The sequence below is a fragment of the Sphingobium aromaticiconvertens genome, from assembly GCF_037154075.1.
In the GTDB taxonomy this organism is placed as follows: Bacteria; Pseudomonadota; Alphaproteobacteria; order Sphingomonadales; family Sphingomonadaceae; genus Sphingobium; species Sphingobium aromaticiconvertens.
Map to the genome: position 1 here is coordinate 465,118 of NZ_JBANRJ010000001.1, position 19,883 is coordinate 485,000.

General features: G+C 63.0%; 17 protein-coding genes and 1 pseudogene (1 of these 18 running past the window's edge). 9 read left to right on the forward strand and 9 right to left on the reverse strand.

What is annotated here, in order from left to right; genetic code table 11:
- The first annotated feature begins 26 nt into the window (after positions 1–26).
- Complete coding sequence (locus WFR25_RS02460) at positions 27–2,441, forward strand: ligase-associated DNA damage response DEXH box helicase (protein ID WP_336968177.1); 2,415 nt, start codon at positions 27–29, stop codon at positions 2,439–2,441.
- Here WFR25_RS02460 and WFR25_RS02465 read toward each other — a convergent pair.
- Positions 2,438–3,049 (reverse strand): COG3650 family protein, encoded by a 612-nt coding sequence (locus tag WFR25_RS02465; RefSeq protein WP_336968180.1) that lies wholly within the window; start codon positions 3,047–3,049, stop codon positions 2,438–2,440. The genes WFR25_RS02460 and WFR25_RS02465 overlap by 4 nt on opposite strands.
- A 68-nt stretch (positions 3,050–3,117) precedes the next feature.
- On the opposite strand from WFR25_RS02465, the gene WFR25_RS02470 reads away from it, so the two are divergent.
- The gene (locus WFR25_RS02470) at positions 3,118–4,218 is read left to right on the forward strand and encodes an NADH:flavin oxidoreductase/NADH oxidase (RefSeq protein WP_336968182.1); all 1,101 of its coding nucleotides are present in this window, start codon (positions 3,118–3,120) and stop codon (positions 4,216–4,218) included.
- Between the two features lie 36 nt (positions 4,219–4,254).
- Here the strand turns inward: WFR25_RS02470 and gyrB are convergent, their stop codons facing one another.
- Entirely contained in the window at positions 4,255–6,744 is a 2,490-nt protein-coding gene (gene gyrB / locus WFR25_RS02475) for a DNA topoisomerase (ATP-hydrolyzing) subunit B (RefSeq protein ID WP_336968185.1), read from the reverse strand.
- Positions 6,745–6,830: 86 nt separating this feature from the next.
- On the opposite strand from gyrB, the gene WFR25_RS02480 reads away from it, so the two are divergent.
- Positions 6,831–7,322, forward strand: a complete 492-nt coding sequence (locus WFR25_RS02480; protein WP_336968186.1) for a hypothetical protein — start codon at positions 6,831–6,833, stop codon at positions 7,320–7,322.
- A gap of 4 nt (positions 7,323–7,326) precedes the next feature.
- Here WFR25_RS02480 and WFR25_RS02485 read toward each other — a convergent pair whose 3' ends face one another.
- From WFR25_RS02485 to yczE, 3 genes and pseudogenes are all read right to left on the reverse strand, one after another.
- Positions 7,327–7,839: a DUF1993 domain-containing protein gene (locus tag WFR25_RS02485; RefSeq protein WP_336968188.1), complete on the reverse strand. Its 513-nt coding sequence runs from the start codon at positions 7,837–7,839 to the stop codon at positions 7,327–7,329.
- A 10-nt stretch (positions 7,840–7,849) separates the two neighbouring features.
- Positions 7,850–9,017: pseudogene (locus WFR25_RS02490) on the reverse strand (NHL repeat-containing protein).
- A 208-nt stretch (positions 9,018–9,225) separates the two neighbouring features.
- Positions 9,226–9,831, reverse strand: coding sequence for a membrane protein YczE (gene yczE / locus WFR25_RS02495; RefSeq protein ID WP_336968190.1), 606 nt, complete (start codon positions 9,829–9,831; stop codon positions 9,226–9,228).
- 87 nt (positions 9,832–9,918) lie between these two features.
- On the opposite strand from yczE, the gene yczR reads away from it, so the two are divergent.
- Entirely contained in the window at positions 9,919–11,385 is a 1,467-nt protein-coding gene (gene yczR / locus WFR25_RS02500) for a MocR-like transcription factor YczR (protein ID WP_336968191.1), read from the forward strand.
- A gap of 64 nt (positions 11,386–11,449) precedes the next feature.
- Here the strand turns inward: yczR and ppa are convergent, their stop codons facing one another.
- Positions 11,450–11,992 carry an inorganic diphosphatase gene (ppa, locus tag WFR25_RS02505; protein ID WP_336968193.1) on the reverse strand — a complete coding sequence of 181 codons (543 nt, stop codon included), beginning with the start codon at positions 11,990–11,992 and terminating at the stop codon, positions 11,450–11,452.
- A gap of 40 nt (positions 11,993–12,032) precedes the next feature.
- A complete protein-coding gene (locus WFR25_RS02510) occupies positions 12,033–13,955 on the reverse strand; it encodes a M61 family metallopeptidase (RefSeq protein WP_336974623.1) in 1,923 nt (640 codons plus the stop codon).
- Positions 13,956–14,098: 143 nt separating this feature from the next.
- Here WFR25_RS02510 and hisS point away from each other — a divergent pair, with 143 nt between their 5' ends.
- The 4 genes from hisS (at position 14,099) to WFR25_RS02530 (ending at position 18,665) form a co-directional block, all read left to right on the forward strand.
- Entirely contained in the window at positions 14,099–15,424 is a 1,326-nt protein-coding gene (gene hisS / locus WFR25_RS02515; RefSeq protein ID WP_336968195.1) for a histidine--tRNA ligase, read from the forward strand.
- A complete protein-coding gene (gene prfA, locus WFR25_RS02520) occupies positions 15,424–16,512 on the forward strand; it encodes a peptide chain release factor 1 (RefSeq protein WP_336968196.1) in 1,089 nt (362 codons plus the stop codon). The genes hisS and prfA overlap by 1 nt, the downstream gene beginning before the upstream one ends.
- A gap of 138 nt (positions 16,513–16,650) precedes the next feature.
- Positions 16,651–17,469, forward strand: coding sequence for a peptide chain release factor N(5)-glutamine methyltransferase (gene prmC, locus WFR25_RS02525; RefSeq protein WP_336968198.1), 819 nt, complete (start codon positions 16,651–16,653; stop codon positions 17,467–17,469).
- A gap of 281 nt (positions 17,470–17,750) precedes the next feature.
- Positions 17,751–18,665 (forward strand): DUF4167 domain-containing protein, encoded by a 915-nt coding sequence (locus WFR25_RS02530; protein WP_336968199.1) that lies wholly within the window; start codon positions 17,751–17,753, stop codon positions 18,663–18,665.
- Positions 18,666–18,743: 78 nt separating this feature from the next.
- Here WFR25_RS02530 and WFR25_RS02535 read toward each other — a convergent pair whose 3' ends face one another.
- On the reverse strand, positions 18,744–19,139 hold the full coding sequence (locus WFR25_RS02535; RefSeq protein ID WP_336968201.1) for an acyl-CoA thioesterase: 396 nt from the start codon (positions 19,137–19,139) through the stop codon (positions 18,744–18,746).
- Positions 19,129–19,428 carry a hypothetical protein gene (locus WFR25_RS02540; protein ID WP_336968202.1) on the reverse strand — a complete coding sequence of 100 codons (300 nt, stop codon included), beginning with the start codon at positions 19,426–19,428 and terminating at the stop codon, positions 19,129–19,131. Before WFR25_RS02540 ends, WFR25_RS02535 begins: the two co-directional genes overlap by 11 nt.
- A 77-nt stretch (positions 19,429–19,505) precedes the next feature.
- On the opposite strand from WFR25_RS02540, the gene WFR25_RS02545 reads away from it, so the two are divergent.
- Positions 19,506–19,883: the 5' portion of a CBS domain-containing protein gene (locus tag WFR25_RS02545; protein ID WP_336968203.1), read on the forward strand. 51 nt of this gene lie beyond the right edge of the window; the window shows 378 of its 429 coding nt (coding positions 1–378); its start codon is at positions 19,506–19,508; its stop codon lies beyond the right edge, outside the window.

Sequence of the window (19,883 nt, forward strand, 5' to 3'; positions counted from 1 at the left end):
CGCTTCGTGGCTCCTACATAGATACAGTGGACTCCAATCTTCCTCCCATTCTGAACGACTGGTTCGCGCAGCGCGAATGGCAGCCGCGACGGCATCAACTGGACATGCTCGCCGCCGCTCGCGCCGGCAACCACGCACTGCTGGTCGCGCCGACCGGGGCGGGCAAGACGCTCGCGGGATTCCTTCCCACGCTCACCGATCTCATCGATAATCCTGCTGAGGGTCTGCACAGCCTCTATATTTCGCCGCTGAAGGCGCTTGCCGTCGATGTTCAACGCAATTTGCTAACACCGATAGCGGAGATGGATCTGCCGATCCGCGTCGAAACACGCACTGGCGACACACCATCCGACCGAAAGGCCCGCCAACGCGCCCGCCCACCGCAGATATTGCTGACCACGCCTGAATCCCTTTCCTTGCTGCTCAGCTATCCCGACAGTTTCATGCTGTTCGACACGCTCAAGACCGTGATCGTCGATGAGGTTCACGCCTTCGCCACCCAGAAGCGCGGTGACCTGCTTGCCCTGTCGATGGCGCGGCTGTCAGCGATCAACCCTGCGCTGCGACGGGTGGCGCTCTCCGCCACGGTCGCCGATGCCGACGCCTATCGGGCCTGGATCGCGCCCGATGGCGACATCAACAGCGTGACGGCGGTGATTGGCGAGGCGGGTGCAGAGCCGAACGTGACAATCCTCATTCCCGAAGGCTCCGTTCCCTGGTCCGGCCATTCGGGTAAGTATGCGGCCAAGCAGGTGATGGCGGAAATTGAGCGGCGCGGCACCACGCTGGTCTTTTGCAATACGCGCGGGCTGGCCGAACTTATTTTCCAGGAACTCTGGTCCGCCAACGACAATAATCTGCCCATCGCCATCCACCATGGCAGCCTGTCGATCGAAGCGCGTCGCAAGGTCGAATCGGCGATGGCGGCGGGAAAGCTGCGGGCGCTGGTGGCCACCGCGAGCCTTGATCTGGGCGTCGACTGGGGCAATGTCGATTGCGTCATCCAGATGGGCGCGCCCAAAGGATCGTCGCGCCTGCTCCAGCGCATCGGTCGCGCCAATCATCGGCTCGACGAGCCGAGCGAAGCCATAGTGATTCCTGGCAACCGCTTCGAATATCTCGAAGCCCGCGCTGCTCTCGACGCTGTGGAGGCGGGGGAGCGCGACGCCGACGACTTTCGCCCCGGTGGTCTGGACGTCCTCGCCCAGCACGTCATGGGCGTCGCCTGCGCTGCATCCTTTGACGAAGAGGCTTTGTTGGAAGAGGTCCGCTCGGCGCTACCCTATAGCGGTCTGACAAAAGAGGCTTTCACCAACGTCCTCCACTTCATCGAAGGCGGCGGCTATGCGCTGCGAGCCTATGATCGGTTCAAACGGCTGACCCGCGATCCCGACGGCACATGGCGCATCTCGCATCCGCGCTTTATCCAGCAGCATCGGCTGAATGCGGGCATCATCGTCGATCAGCCCGCGCTCGCCGTCCGCTTTGGCAACGGGCGCAAGCTCGGTACGGTAGAGGAGGGGTTCGCCGCCACGCTCAGTCCTGGCGACCGTTTCTTTTTCGCCGGCACCGCGCTGGAGGTGGTGAAGATGGACACCACCGACCTCATCGTGCGCGCCACCAGCAAATCCGCGCGCATTCCCAGTTGGGGCGGTACCCGCATGGCCATGTCCACGCGGCTGGCCGAGCGGGTGCGCCATTTCCTGGCCGAACCGGGCGAATGGCACCGCTTCCCCCATGACGTGCGCGAATGGCTGGAGATGCAGAAACTGCGCTCCGCTTTGCCTCAGCCGGGTCAGCTGATGATCGAAACCTTCCCGCATGAAGGGCGCCATTATATGGTCTGCTACAGTTTCGAAGGGTGGAACGCGCATCAGTCGCTCGGCATGTTGCTCACGCGCCGGATGGACGCGCAGGGATTGATGCCGATCGGCTTCGTGTCGAACGACTATGCACTGGCGGTCTCCAGCCTGAAGCCCGTCACCGACCCGCAAAGCCTGTTCACCGCCGACATATTGGATCATGAATTTGTCGACTGGGTCGAACAATCGAGCTTGCTGAAGCGCGCCTTCCGTGACGTTGCGGTCATCAGCGGCCTGATCGAACGCCAGCATCCCGGCAAGCGCAAGACCGGGCGGCAGGTCACTTTTTCCACAGATCTCATCTATGACGTACTCCGCAAATATCAGCCCGATCATATGCTGCTGAAAGCCGCCTGGGCGGATGCGCGCGCGCGCATGACCGATGTTGGGCGGCTGGGCGACTTGATTGATCGGGCGGCGGGCACGATGCTGCACATCACCCTTGATCGCGTCAGCCCGCTGGCGGTGCCGGTCCTGATCCTCATCGGCCGCGAACAGGTCGCCCAGCACGCGGTCGAGGATGCGCTGCTGATGGAAGCGGAAGCGCTGGTGGCACAGGCGATGCGTATTGACGATTAAGGTCGCTCCGGCCCGTCATCCACACGTGGCCCGCCGCAGCCCTTCAATGTTCCCTCGCCGAATGCCACCTGCACCCGATCGGCATAGAGCGCGTCGCTCATTCCGTCGCTACACGGTCCCGGCGTCGCCATCAGCGTCAGCCCCTCGCCAATATAGCGCAGCGCGCGCGGGTCTTGCGTTAGCGTAACGGGCACGGTCAGCGGCGGGCGATCGGGTCGCTCCAGCGTCGCGCGACCCTGTCGCACCGTCACGGACCAGAAGGGTTCGGTGCCCAGTGCGCGATACGCGACCACGTCGGACGGTATGCGCTTGCGTTGGGGCAGCGCAGCAGCCGGTACGACCGATTGCGGGCTGGCCTGCACCGTTTCGACCTCGCCACCCTCATTGCGGATGATCGGCACGGATGCCTGCGGTGCGGCATTGGCAGGAATCGGCACGGCAGCCTGATTCCCGACATCATTGTTGCCGCCATCATATTTCGCGCAGCCGCCCAGCAACAGTATCGCACCCACACCGCTCCAGAAGATGCTCTTCATGCCCGTCACGTCAGTCCCTTGTCGCTGCGCCGATACATCATCATAGGCGCGAAGGTCAGAATCGGGAAGCACGCCTACCCTTGAAGGCCGGGCTTCGCAGGACCACCTTCACGCCCGACCTCTCCCGAAAAGGACTCCCCGTGCCCGGACCAAAGCTTTTCGAACCGCTCACCATCGGCAACGCAACGCTTGCCAACCGCATCATCATTGCGCCCATGTGCCAATATTCGGCGGTCGATGGCTGTATGACCGACTGGCACGCCATGCATCTGGGCCAGTTGGCGCAGTCCGGTGCCGCCCTTCTGACGATCGAGGCGACGGCGGTCGTGCCGGAGGGGCGGATCAGCTACGCTGACGTCGGCCTTTATGACGACGCGAGCGAGGCTGCGCTTGCCCGCACGCTGGAGGGTGTGCGGCGCTGGTCGGACATGCCGATCGCGATTCAGCTTGCCCATGCGGGGCGCAAAGCCTCGACGGATTTGCCGTGGAAAGGGGGGGCGCAATTGCCGCCCGCCGATGCCAATGGCTGGCAGACGGTGGCGCCGTCCGCCATTGCCTTTGCCGATGGTCAAAATGCCCCGACCGCGCTGGATATGGACGGCCTTGCCCGCGTGCGGGATGCTTTCATCGACGCTGCCCGTCGTGCGGCCCGGCTGGGAATCGACGCCATCCAGATTCATGGCGCGCATGGCTATTTGCTGCACCAGTTCCTCTCCCCGCTCTCCAACCATCGCGAGGATAGCTATGGCGGCAGCCTGGAAAATCGGATGCGGTTTCCACTGGAGATATTCGACGCGGTTCGCGCGGTCTTTCCTGCCGATCGCTCCGTGACGATGCGGGTATCCGGCACTGACTGGGTGGAAGACGGCTGGGATGTCGAGCAGACGATCGCTTTCGCACAGGCACTCGAAGCCCGCGGATGCAGCGCTATCCATGTGTCGAGCGGGGGCCTGCATCCCGATCAGGCGATTCCTGTCGGTCCCAGCTATCAGGTGCCCCTTGCGCGTGCGGTCAAGCAAGGCGTGACGATTCCGGTCATCACCGTTGGCCTCATCACCGACTTTGAGCAGGCGGAGGCGATTGTGGGGACGGGCGATGCGGATGCCGTCGCGCTGGCCCGCACCATCCTCTACGATCCGCGTTGGCCCTGGCATGCCGCTGCCCATCTGGGCGCGCAGGTGAAGGCCGCGCCCCAATATCTGCGCTGCCAGCCGCGCCAGTATAAGGCGTTGTTCGGCTGATTTCAGGAAACGGGCGAGGGCGACCCCGCCCCAACCCTATACGTCCAGATTGGCGACGTTCAGCGCATTGTCCTGAATGAACTCGCGGCGTGGTTCGACCACGTCACCCATCAGGCGGGTGAAGATTTCGTCGGCAATGTCCGCCTGATCGACCTCGACCCGCAGCATCGACCGATTGTCGGGGTCCAGCGTGGTTTCCCAAAGCTGTTCCGCATTCATCTCGCCCAGTCCTTTGTAGCGCTGGATCGACAGACCCTTACGCCCGGCGGCCAGGATCGCTTCCAGCAGGTCGCTGGGACGGGACACGGCGATCACGCCCTTGGCCGGTGCGGCGGGCAGGTCGTCGTCCCCCGCTTCTTCCTGCGCGGCGGCGGCCTTTGCGCTGACCAGACGGCTGGGGGTGCGATAGCTGCTGGACTCTTCGCTTGCCAGGCTATGCAGTTTGCGCGCTTCGGCAGACCCTAGGAAGCCATGCTCGATGACATGATGGTCGGTGACGCCGCGCCACAGCCGCTCGAAATGGAAGCCGCCTTCTTCGGCGACGCGACCGGTCCACTTGCCCTCTTCGTCATGAGCACCCATCCAGGCGACGGCGGCATTCAGACGCGTGGCCTGTTCCGCATTGCTCAATTCGGGATCGAGCGAGCCGGTCAGGCTCAGCGCTTCGATAATACGGGGGTCGTAACGGCGCGGGACATAGCGCATCACTGCGCGCATCCGGCGCGCATGGTCGACCAGCGTCTTGAGATCTTCACCGGTGCGCGAACCGCCCGATCCCTCCAGCACCATCGAATCGACGCCATTGTCGACCAGATATTGCTCCAATGCGGCTTCGTTTTTCAGGTAGACTTCGCTGCGTCCGCGCGTCGCCTTGTAGAGCGGCGGCTGGGCGATGAAGAGATGCCCATTCTCGATGATCTGCGGCATCTGGCGATAGAAGAAGGTCAGCAACAATGTGCGGATATGCGCGCCGTCGACGTCTGCGTCGGTCATGATCACGATCTTGTGGTAACGCAGCTTCTCGATGTTGAAATCGTCGCGGATGCTGGTGCCCATCGCCTGAATCAGCGTGCCGACTTCCTTGGACGACAGCATCTTGTCGAATCGCGCACGCTCTACGTTCAGGATCTTGCCTTTCAGCGGCAGGATCGCCTGGTTATGGCGGTTGCGGCCCTGCTTGGCCGATCCGCCTGCCGAGTCACCTTCGACCAGGAACAGTTCGGACTTGGCGGGGTCGCGCTCCTGACAGTCGGCCAGCTTGCCGGGCAGGGAGGCGATGTCCATCACGCCCTTGCGCCGGGTCAGTTCGCGCGCTTTCTTGGCGGCTTCGCGGGCGGCGGCGGCGTCGATCACCTTCTGGATGATCATCTTGCCGTGCCCCGGATTCTCCTCCAGCCACTCGGCCATCTTGTCGGCCATCAGGCTTTCCAGCGGCTGGCGCACTTCGGAGGAGACCAGCTTGTCCTTGGTCTGGCTTGAGAATTTCGGGTCGGGCAGCTTGACCGAGACGATCGCCGTCAGCCCTTCGCGCATATCCTCACCGGTCAGTGTCACCTTTTCCTTCTTCAACATGCCCGACTTGTCGGCATAATTGTTGAGCGTGCGGGTCAGCGCCGCGCGGAAGGCCGCCAGGTGGGTGCCGCCATCCCGTTGTGGGATGTTATTGGTGAAGCACAGGACATTTTCATAATAGCTGTCGTTCCACTCCAGCGCGACTTCGATCGTTACTTCGTCGCGGGTGCCGGAAATGGCGATCGGCTCGGGCATCATCGAAGTCTTGGTGCGATCGAGATATTGGACGAAGGCCGCGATGCCGCCCTCATAATAAAGCTCGACCGTCTTGCTTTCTTCATGCCGTGCATCGGTCAGGAACAGGCGCACGCCACTGTTGAGGAAAGCCAGCTCGCGATAGCGATGCTCCAGCTTGTCGAAATCATAATCGGTGACGTTCTTGAATGTCTCGGTCGAGAACATGAAGGTGACTTTGGTCCCCTTCTGGCCATCGGTTGCCGGACCCAGCACCTTCAACGGGGCTTCGGCGTCGCCGTTGCGGAAGCGCATCCAATGCTCCTGCCCGTCGCGCCAGATATTCAGCTCCAGCCAGTCGGACAATGCGTTCACCACGGACACGCCCACGCCATGCAGGCCGCCCGATACCTTATAGGCATTGTCGTCGGACGTATTCTCGAACTTTCCGCCCGCGTGAAGCTGAGTCATGATGACCTCGGCGGCGGAAACGCCTTCTTCGCTATGGATGCCGGTGGGGATGCCGCGTCCATTGTCCATCACGCTGACCGAACCGTCGGGGTTCAGGGTGATGTCGATGCGGTCGCAATGGCCCGCCAGGGCTTCGTCGATCGCGTTGTCGCTGACCTCGAACACCATGTGGTGCAGGCCCGACCCGTCGTCGGTATCGCCGATATACATGCCGGGCCGTTTGCGGACGGCATCCAGACCTTTCAGCACCTTGATGCTGTCGGCGCCATATTCATTGCTGTTCGGGGCGTTCTTGGGTTCTTCGCTCATGGTCGAGCATATAGGGAATCGCGGACTGAAACTAAAGCGAAACATGCCGCCTTTCCGACGCCATCCGCGCGGTCTATCAGGGCGCCATGCGTATCACCCTTTGCCTTCTGCTGATCCTTGCTGGCTGTTCCGACAGTCGCGACGTGATGGACGAACTGCCCAACAGCTCGATCGCCGGCGCGCCGCGTGAAAATATGTCCGAAAGCCGCATGGAAGCGCCCCTCGCGCGGCCCGTGACGATCGGGGAGGATGGCCCGCGCATGGACGCCTGCGGGGCGATGGGCATGGTAATACGCGGTAGCCTGCCGCTCCGCGCCGCGCCGTTCGACGACGCCCGGACGCTCGCTACGCTGGGGGAAGGGGAGCGGATGCATGTCTGCACCCGCAGTCTCGATCAGCGATGGCTGGGCGTTGTCCTGCCGTCGCGCGCTCCAGCGCAGGCCGCCGCTGGCAATGCCGTAGAGGCCGCGCCTGTCGATTGCGGCGTCACCGATCCGGTCGATCGCAAGCAGCCCTATGATGGTCCCTGCGTCAGCGGTTGGGTATCGAGCGCGCGAGTCCGCCTGATCGCGGGCTGATGCCTTATGCCGTGACCGGTCCCAGATAATCGAGCTTGCCCAGCGGTACACCTGCCTGTCGCAACAGCGCATAGGCGGTCGTGACATGGAAGAAGAGGTTGGGCAGCACGAACCCCAGCGCATAGCTGCGGCCCGTGAAGGTCAGCGCGCCGCCGGGCGTTTGCAGGATCACCTCGGCATCCTCATGTCCGTCGATCTTTTCGCGCGGCACCGATTCCAGAAAGGCGATGGTGCGGGCGATCCGGTCCTGCAACTCGGGGAAGCTGCTTTCGGTGTCGGCCATCGGAACGGGGTCCAGTCCGCCGATGCGGATGGCGGCGCCCTTGGCCGTGTCACTGACGAACTGCACCTGTTTGATGAGGGGCGCCATGTCCGCCGCCAGCCGGGCCTGTGTCAGCGTTGCAGGGTCGATCCCCTGCGCCTCGGCATGGGCCGCGCCCTTTTCCAGAATCGCCGACAGAATATGTAGCGCGCGGACCAGCACCGGGATGGTCAGGTCGTACAATTCAGTCGCCATGGGTCGGTCCTTATTCAATGCCGGTGAAAGTCAGCTTCTGCACGCGGCGTCCGGTGTTCACTTCGGTTGCGTAGAGATTGCCCTGACTATCGGTAGCGATGCTGTGCAGCCAGGTGAACTGGCCCGCCTGCCGACCGATCCGCCCTACCGCACCCAATATTTCATGGGTCTGGCGCAGCAATATCCAGACCCGCCCGTTCATCATGTCGGCGACATAGAGATATTTCTGTTGCGGGTCGGGGGAGAAGGCGATGTCCGTTACCGTATGCGTGCCGCCCGTCTCCGGCGCGATCACCAGGTCGCGCACGAAGGTCAGCGCTCCGTCCTTGCCGCGCTTGATACAGTTGTGCGCGGTTGTTGTTGCGATCGCAGACGTAGAGGTGCCCGTCATTCGTCGGCACCACGCAATGGACGATATCGGCGAATATCCCGGCCTTGGGATTGGCGACCTTGCTGGGGTCGACCGCATGGCTCTGGTCAAATGCCCCTTCGCGTACCGGCGCGATCGGCGGCTTGGCATAGGCGCCCCAACGGCCCTTATAACGGCCCTTCTCCTCAAAGCCGATGATCCGGCGGTTCGTATAGCCATCGGAAATCAGCACCATGCCGTCCGAATGATTGACGTCGGACGGGTTGCCCAGCTTGTTTATGTCGTCATTACCGCCGGTCTGATCGCGGCGGCCGATGCTGCTGATATATTTACCCTCGGGACTATAGCGCATGACGACATGATCGCCCCTGCCATTGCCGCCGAACCAGATGGTGCCGGCCTTGTCGACGAAGATGCCGTGCAGGCTGGTGGGCCACTGGTTGACGCCCTCAATTGTGGGCGCGCTCGCTGCGCCACCCCAGCCGCCCTTGTAGCGCCCGTCATTGCCGAAACGCACGACGGGCGGGGCAGGCTTACAGCAGGCGGCGATGGCGGGGCTTTGCGCCAGCCCGGTGTCGGTGGCGGTCAGCGAATGGGGGCGATGGACCACCCAGACATCGTCGTCGGGTCCAACCGCCACGCCGCTTACCTGACCCAGCAGCAGATCATCGGGCATGGCGGGCCAGGCGGCATCGACCTTGAATCGCGGCATTGGCGTGCCCGCAGGCGCAATCTGTTCGAAGGTCAGGTCAACCAGTGCGGTCCGCGGTGCGGTTTCAGGTGCCGAGGCGGCAGGACTGGCGAGCATCAGTATGGCCAGGGCGGTGGGCAGGGCAGGGCGCACGGGAAATCCTTCTAGCCGTATCGATGGAAGGCAGCGCCACACTATGCCAGCATTACCGGCCCGATCAACGCTAGTCCCCTTAACGAACGGGGCGCCTCTTGCCCCCCAGGTTAAAAAAGACCAGCCGACAGGTTTTTGCCTGTCGGCTGGTCAGGGGGGTACCGTCAAAATCTCATCCCGTGGCGGGTGTGGGCCTTGGGGCTGCAAGGGTGAAGAAGGGCAGGGCATGATGCACGATCCAGCCGATCGTCCCTGCATAGAGCAAGGTGCCGATCCCGATCGTCCCACCCAACAGCCAGCCGGTGGCCAGCACTGCCAACTCTATCCCCGTGCGGACCCGTTTCACCGGCCATCCCGTCCGGCGGCATAGCCCGGTCATCAGCCCGTCGCGCGGTCCCGGCCCCAGACCGGCGCCGATATAGGCGCCACCGGCAATGCCATTCAACACGATCCCCGCGACCAGCCAGCCAAAGCGCCAGCCCAATCCCTGCGGGTCGGGCAAAAGCATAAGGCTGATATCCACCGCCGTTCCGATCACCACTATGTTGCAGACCGTCCCGATCCCCGGCTTTTGCCGCAATGGCCACCAGAGCAGCAGCACCAGCGCGCCGATCAGGTTGACGGTCATGCCAAAGCTGAGGCCAAGGCGCGGGGCCAGCCCCTGATGCAGTACGTCCCAAGGATCGAGACCCAGATTGGCGCGCAGCATCAGCGCCATCGAGAAGCCGTAAAGGGCAAGGCCCCAGAAGAGCTGGAAAAGGCGGCGGTACATCATCATGGCCTCCTGATCGGTCAAAGTGGTATTTTACAAAAGGACCACTATTCTATAGCTGGCATTGAATGTGACTCTATGGGAAGGCCTGTCATGTCCACCTCCGCGCTTCGTCCACCCTCGCTCCTTCGCCTGCTTGGCGCCTGGCGTGCGGAAGGCAATGCAGAGCCTGCCTATCGCCAGTTGGCGCAGGCGTTGCGGATGCTGATTCTCGACGGGCGCATCGGTCTGGACGTGCGCCTGCCGGGGGAGCGCGAACTGGCAGGGGCGCTGGACCTTAGCCGCACGACGATTTCCGCCGCCTTTGATCGCCTGCGCGACGAGGGCTATCTGCAAAGCCGTCAGGGGTCGGGCAGTGTCACCCGGCTTCCGTCCGCTCGGGCAGGAGGCGTGCCGCTTCCCGGTGCCGGGGAGGATCTGGGGGAAGGGATTCTCAACTGGACTGCCGCCGCCTTGCCCGCGCCTGAGGGAATCGCGCGGGCCTATCAGGCCGCGGTGGAACAGTTACCCGCCTGGTTTGGCGACCTTGGCTACGACGCGCTAGGCCTGCCGCCTTTGCGGCAGGCGATCGCCGACCATTTCACCGCGCGCGGCTGTCCCACCACGCCGGACCAGATCATGGTGACGAACGGCGCGCAGCAGGGGTTCGCATTGTTGCTGGGGATGCTTGCCGGACCGGGTGACCGGGTCGTGATCGACCACCCCACCTATCATAATGCGATACTGGCGTTGCAACGCAGCCATATCGTGCCGGTGCCGGTGGGCCTGCCCGTCAATGGCTGGGACATTGACGCGATGGAGGCGGCCTTTCGCCAGACATCCCCGCGTTTCGCTTATGTAATCGCGGATTTCCACAATCCCACGGGCCGCAGCATGGACCCGGCGACTCGCCGTGCGCTGGTGGCCGCCGCTGCACGCAGCCATACGCCGCTGGTGGTGGACGAAACGATGGTGGCCATGGGTCTGGACGGAACGTCGCCGCCGCCGGTCGCATCGCATGATCCAACGGGATGCGGAGTCATCACCCTTGGGTCGGCCAGCAAGATTTTCTGGGGTGGCCTGCGGATCGGATGGATACGCGCCGATCCCCAGACGGTGGCGGGGTTGGGACGGTTGCGGACGACGCTGGACATGGCCAGTCCCGCCATCGATCAGCTTGCGGTCGCCTGGCTGCTGGAGAATGGCGATGGCCTTGGCGCACGGCGCGACATGCTGCGGGGACGGCGTGACCGGTTGGTCGCGCTGGTCGAAGAGCATCTCCCCCACTGGCGGGTGGAGGCGCCCGCAGGCGGCCTGTCGCTCTGGGCGGAACTGCCTCGGGGGGAGGGGACGGCGCTGGCTGCGCTGGCGGAAAGTCATGGGCTTCGGATCGCACCCGGCCCGCGCTTTGGCGTCGGCGGCGCATTCGAACGGTTCGTGCGCCTGCCCTTCACTCTGCCGGAAGAGCAACTGGAGATGGCGGTCACGCGTCTGGCCGCCGCCGATACACGTCTCCACGCTCGAAACCCGCGCGGCCGCGACAGCGCCGCCTGGGCGCTGGAGGCTGATCGCTTGATCTGAGCAGGGCATAAAAAAGGCCGCGCAGGGTATGTCCTGCGCGGCCTTTTACGATTCCAATCAGCGATCAGGCCGTCTTCTTGGATGCCTCATAGCGGGCAATCGCTTCCAGCGTGATCTGGCGAGCGTCTTCCGCGCCGCCCCACGTTCCGATGCGGACCCACTTGGTCTTTTCCAGATCCTTATAGTGGGTGAAGAAATGCTCGATCTGCTCCATCACGATGCCGGGCAGATCGTCCTTCTCGCCGACATCGGCATAATAAGGGAAGGTCTTGTTGTCGGGCACGCATACCAGCTTCTCGTCGCCGCCGGCCTCATCTTCCAGGTTCAGCACCGCGATCGGCCGGGCGCGCACGACGGAGCCGGGCACGAAGGGCGAGCGCGCGATCACCAGCGCGTCCAGCGGATCGCCGTCGGGCGACAGGGTGTGCGGCACAAAGCCGTAATTGGCAGGGTAGCGCATCGGCGTGTGCAGGATGCGATCGACGAACAGGGCGCCCGACTTCTTGTCGAATTCATATTTCACCGGCTCGCCGCCAACCGGCACTTCGATGATGACGTTAAGGCTGTGGGGCGGATCGTCGCCCACCGGAATCAGGTCGATATTCATTAGGTACTGCCTTCACATGCGCGGGTTGCGGTGCGGGTGATTATGTTTTCGGATTAAGCAGCGTATCGAGGCTGCCTTCACCCTCTCCTAATTTGTCGAGGCGCGGATAGCGCAGGCCGCTGGAATAATCGAGCCTCAAAGTGCGGTAATATTTATCCTGTTTGACGATGATCTCGATCGGCGTCTTGGGGTTCTTCGCCGCGGTGATTGCCGCCTTGAAAGCATCTGCCGAATATTCATTGCCGTTAACCGCGATGATCTTTGTGCCCGCGGCCAGCCCTGCCTTGAATGCGGCGCTGTCCCAGACCACGGTGGAAATCTCGCCGTCATTCTTGACGATCAGGCCGATGCCGAACCCCTGATCGACCATTTTCTGCGTGGCTTCCGCCTTTTTGGTGATCGCGCCGGGCGTGTCGCCATAGACCAGCCGGTATCCGCCCATGGTGAAGCCGCTCTTGGGCGTCTCACGGGTGGGACTGTCGACATATTTTGTGAAGAAGCCCGCCCAGTCATAAGGGGCGATGCCGTTCAGCGTCTTGATAACGTCCTGACGATTATAGACGACCTGCCCCCAGTCGCCCGGATTGATGCCGAAAAAGGCCTGGGCGAAATCGTCCAGCCCCTTGGCACCGCCCGTCTGCTTGCGGATAATCGCATCCGCCTCCAGCCAGATCATCAGCCCTTCATTATAATAGTCCTCCGACCGCTGCCAGCTACTCCAGCCCTTGGGACGGCGGGCGGCGATGATGGGGTCATGAGTCGTGTCCTCCATCGGCCGCCATTCGCGGCCCTTGGCCGTATCCAGCTTTGCGGCGATATGGGCATAGGCGTCCAGCGTCTCCTGCTTGGAGAACAGGCCGGATCGCGCGCCCAGCACATAGCCCCAGAATTGCGTCTGCCCTTCATAGACCCACAACAGGTTGTCCTGCATCGGCACCGAAAAATCGGGCGTCCACAACAGGTCGGGGCGGCGGAATTTGCCGTCCCAGCTATGGGTGAACTCATGCGGCAACAGGTTGCGATCCAGCAACCCGTCATCCCATTTGGTGAAATAGCCGGGTTCCACCTGATTCTCGGACGAGCGATGATGCTCCAGACCGATGCCGCCCATCTCGTCGGTGATGGCGAACAGGAAATCATAATGGTCGAAATGATAGGTGCCGAACAGCGCCTTGGCCTCGGCCACCAGCTTCTTGTGCTTCGCCATCTGGTCGGGCGTATAGACCAGCTCCTCCGCATCATCGGCGACCATGTTGAGCGTCACATTGTTGCCAAGGTCCACCGCCTTGAAATGCGTGCCCGCGAACACCGGCGAATCCTGCAACGCCTCATAGTCGATGACGTCATAGGCGACAGTCGATCCGGTCTTCTTCCCCCGCAGCGCGGTCGCGGCCTGCCAGCCATCGGGATAGGTGACGGTCGCCTGAATCGGAATCTGGCGGGTGAAATAGCCTGCTGGATAGAGCGACACCGACTCCCACTGGATGTTGAGCATCTTGGGCGTCACCACCACGCGACCCTGTGCGGGCGTGGTGGCGGACAGGAACTGGAACTGCGCGACGACATTGCGCGCGCCCTGCGGCACAGTGATCTGAAAGGCATAGACGTTGAGCGGATCGCGCTTCCACGCCACCGGCTTGCCGTCGGCGGTGATGGTCAGGCCCGCCAGCTTCTCAATCTGTCCGCGTGGGGCATGGTTGCCCGGCAGCCATTGCGGCATCAGCAGCGTCATTGGCCCGCTGGCGGCGACGGGGATCGTTTCCTTCACGCGGAAGATGCGCTGGGTCGTGTCGGTCGCATCCACTTCCAGCTTGATGGTCCCGCCCGGATAGGGCGTGTCGCGCGGCGCGGACACCGTGTCGACGACGGGCAGGGCGGTCGGTTTGGAGCGGATGGCGTCCTGCGCGATTGCCGACGACAGGCAGGTGGAAAGGCACAGGGCGGCAGCAAGGCTGCGGATCATGAAAAATTCTCCGAAAGGGGGAGCGACCGGATGGTCGAATGCCTCCAGCATGGCAAGCTGTGGCATAATCGTCCACCCCCCAGGTAAAGCGGCGCAAAAAGCGCGTTTCCTTGTGGTTGAAATGCCGTTAAAGGCGCTTCCCCATGGCAAAAATCGAGACACCGCGCCCGATCCGGGGCACGCAGGACATATTGAGCGGCACGCCGGAGGCTTTTGGCGAACGCTTCGCCCATGTCGCAGCGACGTTCGACCGGGTTCGCTGCCTTTATGGTTTTCAGCGGGTCGAGGTGCCGGTGTTCGAGGCGACGGCAGTTTTTGCCCGCTCGCTGGGCGAAAGCACCGACGTCGTGTCGAAGGAAATGTACACGTTCGAGGATCGCGGTGGCGACAGCGTCACCCTGCGCCCTGAATTCACCGCCGGCATCGCCCGCGCCTATATTACCGAGGGCTGGCAGCAATATGCGCCGCTCAAAGTCGCGACCCACGGCCCACTGTTCCGCTACGAACGCCCGCAAAAGGGCCGCTTCCGCCAGTTCCACCAACTCGACGCCGAAATCATCGGCGCGGCCGAGCCGGGCGCGGATGTCGAACTGCTCGTCTTCGCCGACCAGTTGTTGAAAGAACTGGGCATCAATGAGGGCGTGACCCTGACCCTCAACACGCTGGGCGACGCGGAAAGCCGCGGCGCCTGGCGCGCCGCGCTGATCGCGCATTTCGAAGCGCATCGCGGCCAGTTGTCGGAAGAAAGCCTCGACCGGCTGAACCGCAACCCGCTGCGGATATTGGACAGCAAAGATCCCCGCGACCGCCCTGTGGCGGATAGCGCGCCGGACATCGACGCCTATCTGACAGACGAGGCGCGCGGCTTCTTCGAAAAGGTGACGGCGGGCCTCGACGCCGCTGGCGTGGCGTGGGAACGCAATGCGCGGTTGGTGCGCGGGTTGGACTATTATCGTCACACGGCGTTTGAGTTCGTTACCGACCGGCTGGGCGCGCAGGGCACTGTGCTGGGCGGCGGGCGCTATGACGGGCTGATCGAGAATCTGGGCGGTCCTGTGACTCCGGCGGTTGGCTGGGCGGCTGGGATCGAGCGGTTGGCGATGTTGATTGATGCGCCGGAGATTGCCAAAATCAATGTCGCAGTTGTAGTCGAATCAGACGATTTGATTTCATGCAGCTATGACGTGGCAAGCAAGATTTGGCGGTCTGCACTGTCCTGCGAAATAACTTCGACCGGCTCGCCAAAGAAGCGTTGGGAAAAGGCAACCAAGCTCAAAAATCCGGATATTGCCATTTCTCTATCTTCTTCGGGTGAAGGTGGAAGGCCGAGTTTACGCATTCGTTATTACGCTAAATATCCCCAGATAGAGATGCCGTCTGACGAAACGCTTCATTCGATGTTTGGAGCGAGTTATGATTTGCAGGTTGAGCGTAAGCCAATAACGCTCTGGGCGGACCGTCCACTCTAATGCAAATCTCCGCCGAACGCATCGCGCAGATCGAGGCGCGCCGGGACGAGGTGCAAGCGTCGATGACGCGGGCCGACCTGCCGCCCGATCAGTTCGTGCGGCTGTCAAAGGAATATGCCGAGCTGGAGCCGGTCGCCCGCGCCGCGCATGAAGTGCGCCGGTTGCGGCAGGAACTGGCGGCGCTGGACTATATAGCGGGTGGCGATGCATCCGACGCCGATCCGCTGATGCGTGAAATGGCGCAGGAGGAGATGCAACTGATTAAAAGTCAGTTGCCGCAGGCCGAACGTGCCCTCGCGCTCCAGCTTCTGCCGCGCGATGCCGCCGACGCGCGCCCGGCGATGCTGGAAATTCGCGCGGGCACGGGTGGCGACGAAGCCGCCCTGTTCGCGGGCGACCTGTTCCGCATGTATCAACGCTATGCCGACGAACAGGGCTGGAAGATGGAGCTGATCTCCGCCAGCCAGTCCGAAGTCGGCGGGTTCAAGGAAGTCGTCGCCAGCATCAACGGCGCTGGCGTGTTCGCGAAGCTGAAGTTCGAGAGCGGCGTCCACCGCGTGCAGCGGGTGCCTGCAACCGAAAGCGGCGGACGCATCCATACCTCTGCCGCCACGGTCGCGGTGCTGCCGGAGCCGGAGGAAGTGGACGTCCAGATCAACGAGTCCACGGACCTGCGGATCGACGTCTATCGCGCGTCGGGTTCAGGCGGACAGCACGTCAACACCACCGACAGCGCGGTCCGCATCACCCATCTTCCCACCGGCCTGGTCGTCACCCAGCAGGACGAAAAATCACAGCACAAGAACAAGGCCAAGGCGCTCAAGATCCTGCGGACGCGTCTGTATGAAGCCGAGCGCGAGCGCACCCAGAGCGAACAGGCGGGTGCGCGCAAGGCGATGGTCGGCTCGGGCGATCGCTCCGAACGCATCCGCACCTATAATTTCCCGCAAGGGCGCGTCACCGACCACCGTATCAATCTGACCCTCCACCGCCTGCCCGAAATCCTCGAAGGCCCCGGCCTTGCCGAAGTCATCGACGCACTGGTGGCAGAGGATGAGGTCGCGCGGCTGGCGCAGCTGGACAGCTAGGGTGTGCGCAGCCTTTCTTCTCCCCTCCCTCTTAGGGAGGGGCTGGGGGTGGGTAGCCTCCGCAGGAGGCTCCACCGGATCAAGCCCGGCGTCTCGACCCACCCCCGACCCCTCCCTTGAAAGGGAGGGGGGAAGGTAATGACAGTCCCCGATACCCTGCGCGCCGCCTCGGCCCGCCTTGCCGACACCAGCGACACCCCGCGTCTCGACGCCGAACTGTTGCTTGCCCATGCGCTGGGCATCAGCCGCGAAGAGGTGATCCTGCGGCAACGCGACCTTGCCGTCCCGCCGGGGTTCAATGCGCTACTCGATCGTCGCCTTTTGGGGGAGCCGGTCGCCTATATCATCGGCACCCGCGATTTCTGGACGCTGACCCTGGCCGTCACACCCGCGGTCCTCATCCCTCGCCCAGACAGCGAGACGCTGATCGAGGCTGCAATCGACCATTTCCAGACCCGCGCCCCGACAACGATCCTCGACCTTGGCACAGGCTCGGGCGCGCTGCTGCTTGCGGCCCTCGACCAGTGGCCCGACGCGCGGGGGCTGGGTGTCGACGCCTCGACAGAGGCGTTGGAGGTGGCGCGTGGCAACGCGCAACGGCTGGGTCTTGCCGATCGCGCCGATTTCGCACTGGGCGACTGGGGCGCGGGGCTGACCAGCCCGTTCGACCTTATCCTCATCAACCCGCCCTATATCGCCACCTCCGCACTATTATCGCGCGATGTGCTGCATCACGAACCGCATAGCGCGCTGTTCGCGGGGGACGAGGGGCTGGACGAGTATCGCCGCATTGCACCGCAGTTGCCCGGGCTGCTGGCGCCCGGCGGCATGGCCGCGCTGGAGATCGGTTTTGACCAGCGGGAAAGCGTTTCTGCCCTGTTGCGCCGAGTGGGCCTGACTGTTTCCGCCCGCACGGATCTGGCCGGACTCGATCGCTGTCTTGTGGCCTTTCCCTGAGCATCTGCGAAAAACACTTGGTTTCATGGAAGGAAACGACTACATAAAGAGCAGGAACAGCACTATCTTCGGATTTGGCCAGATGGCCACTGATAGGAAAAGGCCGGTTCCTGGCTTCAACAAGTCATGACGGCGCTGCTGTCCGGCGCCTCTGGCATCTGGGGATAGGGATAAGGCTTTCGGGCTGCCCCATCCTGCGGAGCCGTGTACCGGCCATATTTGTCAGGCCGTGTTTGGGGATAGCAACGGATAAGATTCTCGTTGAACGTAAGGACTATGTCTTGATCAACAACAGGCAGGCCGGCCGTCGTAATCGCGGCCGGAACAACAACGGACGTCCCAATGGTGGTGGAAACCGGGGCGGTGGCGACAATGGCAACCGCATCGACAACCGGGCGCGTGGTAATGCTACCCAGCTTCTTGAGAAATACAGGAACATGGCCCGCGACGCGCAATTGTCCGGGGATCGGGTGAACGCGGAATATTATCTCCAGTTCGCCGACCATTATTTCCGCGTGCTGGCCGACAATCGCGCCCGTCAGGAAGAGCAGCAGGGCCAAAGTGGCCAGCCGCAGCAGGGTCAGAACCGCTTTCGTCGCAATGACGAAGCGCTCGACGACTATAGCGACGATTTCGACGGCAATGACGAAAACGGGGATGATTTCCGTTTTTCGCAGCCCGAACGCGCCGAGCGTCAGGAGCAGCGTTCCGAACGACAGCCTCGACAGGAGCGCCAAGAACGCCCTGAGCGTCAGGACCGGGGTGATCGTCAGCCCCAATTCCAGCAGTCCCAGGGTGAAGGCCAGGGCCAACCCCAGGGTCAGGGTCAAGATGGCGAAGGACGCCCCCGCCGTGACCGTAACCGTCGGGACCGCATCAATGAACCGCGTGAGCAGCGCGCAGTCGAGCCGGTAGCCGAACAGGCACCGCAGGTAGAGCTGCCCGTCGCTGCACCGGTTGCGCCAACCGTGCAACAGGCCCCGGCGCAGGAAGAGGCGCCAGCCCCCCGCCGCCGTGGTCGCCCCCGCAAGAGCGATACGGTCAAGAGCGAGGCCGCCGAGGCAGAACCGCAGGGTCTGGACATTGCCGTTCTTCCGCCCTCGATCGCGCGCGCCGACAATGACAGCGAGCCGACCGAGGAGGCGCCCCGCAAGCGCACCCGCCGTGCTCGCCCCACGACCGAGGCCGCAGAATAAGCATCCCGCCTATCAGGCAGCGAAAGAAAAAGGGGCGGCTCGCGAGAGCCGCCCCTTTTTCTTTGCAGCCAAGTCGCGTCAGCCTTCAGTCGGCAGCGGCCTCGGGCGATGCGATTCGTCCAAGGCGACGAAGGTAAACAGCCCGTCCGTCACCTTGACCTCTTCGGGTGCGTGCGCCGTACCGCGCGTGGCCACAACCTCTACCCGGATGCCGATGGAACTTTTTCCGCGGCGTTCTTCCCAGGCATAGACCGACACAATATCCCGCAGCAGGATCGGCGCGATGAACTGCATGCTCTCGATCGCCACGGTAGCGACAGCGCCTTGTGCTACGTGTGCGGCGACGATGCCGCCCGCTATATCCATCTGGCTCAACACCCACCCGCCAAAGATATGGCCGTTGGCGTTGATGTCGCCGAGACGGGGGACGACCCGCAATATGGTCTCGCGCCCTGGTATTCGCTCAGTCGTCAATGTCGATCTCCTCCTTCAACCGGTCCATCACCTGCTCGTCATGACCGGTTCCATGCGAAAGGAAGGCCAGCGCCATCAGGCCGGTGCCCAGCATGAAGGTCAGCCAGACCCCCAATATGGTCGCGATGATCATGTGAATCGGCATTGGTCCCGCCCACCAGTGCAGCACCAGCAGCGCTGCGACCACGCACACGACGCCGCCCAGCCCCATCCAGAGCATCATTCGGCGGAACCTGGCCCATGCGGTCGCGGCGACTTGTGGATCATCAAGGGCAAATTTGCGTCTCATCCCTTTTCTTTGGGGGGCGAAAGTGGGATCATCAACCCCCGAGACAAAATGTTCGGGCATGACGAAGGAGAGCGGCAATGACCGTAGCGGCGATTCTGCACGACAAGGGAAGCGACGTCATTCAGGTTCGGTCGGACGACACTGTGTTATTCGCAGTGCAACTGCTGGCGGAAAAGCGCATCGGCTGCGTGCCCGTGGTCGATCATGGCAAAGTCGTCGGCATTTTTTCCGAACGCGACCTTGTCTATCGATTGGGGGCCGAAGGCGCGGCCATACTCGACGCGCCGGTATCGACTGTCATGACATCACCCGCCATTACCATCACGCCGGACACTCCGGTGCTTCAGGGCTTGTCGATGATGACCCGGCGACGCATGCGCCATTTGCCAGTGGTGGTAGACGGCGGGCTGGTTGGCCTCGTTTCCATTGGCGATCTGGTGAAATTCCGGATCGAT